The organism is Streptomyces sp. AC627_RSS907, assembly GCF_019049165.1.
The window spans coordinates 1-841 of the sequence record NZ_JAGMUE010001049.1 but is presented as its reverse complement, the minus strand read 5'-3'; the positions used below and the strand labels follow the sequence as shown (position 1 = coordinate 841).

Annotated in this window: 1 protein-coding gene; it reads left to right on the top strand. The window is 74.7% G+C overall.

Annotated elements, in window-relative coordinates:
• Positions 1-722 (top strand): MFS transporter (locus tag KUM32_RS40190; RefSeq protein WP_217146650.1); only part of this gene is annotated, 722 nt, incomplete at its 5' end.
• Positions 723-841 lie beyond the last annotated feature (119 nt).

The window sequence follows — 841 nt, the reverse complement described above, 5'->3', positions numbered from 1 at the left end:
TCGGCGGGCTTTCGGCCACGCCGCTGCTGATCGTCCCCGCGGTCGTCGGCGTCGCCCTGGTGCTGTGGACCCGCGGCCGGGCCGGCTGGGACGGCGCCGGTTCCGGCGCGGCCAAGGAGCGGGCGGGCGAGGACGACTGGCCGCTGTTCCTGCGCCTTTCGGCGGTCGTGATCTGCCGGTCGATCGCGTACGTGGGGTTGAGCGCGTTCATCTCGCTGCACGTGCGCCACCACCTGGACGCCGGCGACACGGCCGGTGCGGCGGCCCTGTTCATCCTCTTCGGCGGTGGCGCGATCGGCACCCTGCTCGGCGGCCGGCTGGCCGCGCGCTGGGGCCGGGTGCGGACGCTGCGCGTCGCGTACGCGGTGGCCGTCCCGTCCGTGGCGGGCATCCCCTTCGCGCCCGGGCCGCTGGTGTACGTCTTCGTCGCGGCGACCGCCGTCGCGCTCTACGTGCCCTTCTCGCTGCACGTCACCCTGGGGCAGGACTACCTCCCGCGCCGGGTCGGCACCGCTAGCGGCGTCACGCTCGGGCTCGCCGTGAGCATCGGTGGCATCGCCAGCCCGCTGGTCGGCGCCCTGGCCGAGGCCACCTCGCTGCGCTGGGCGCTCGCCTCGCTGGTGTCGATGCCCATCGCCTGTTGGGTCCTGTCGTACACGCTCACCGAACCGGCGGCCATGGAGAGCCGGTCGGCCAAGCCGAAGGCTGGCGTCGCGGAGTGAGCCCGCCCCGTCGACCGCCGTACGCCGCCGCCGGCCGGTGACCGCTCGCGGGCGGGGTACGGCCGTGTCACCCCATGCCGGCACTTGTCCGTGTGTGCCGCCTATGCGGTCCATTACAT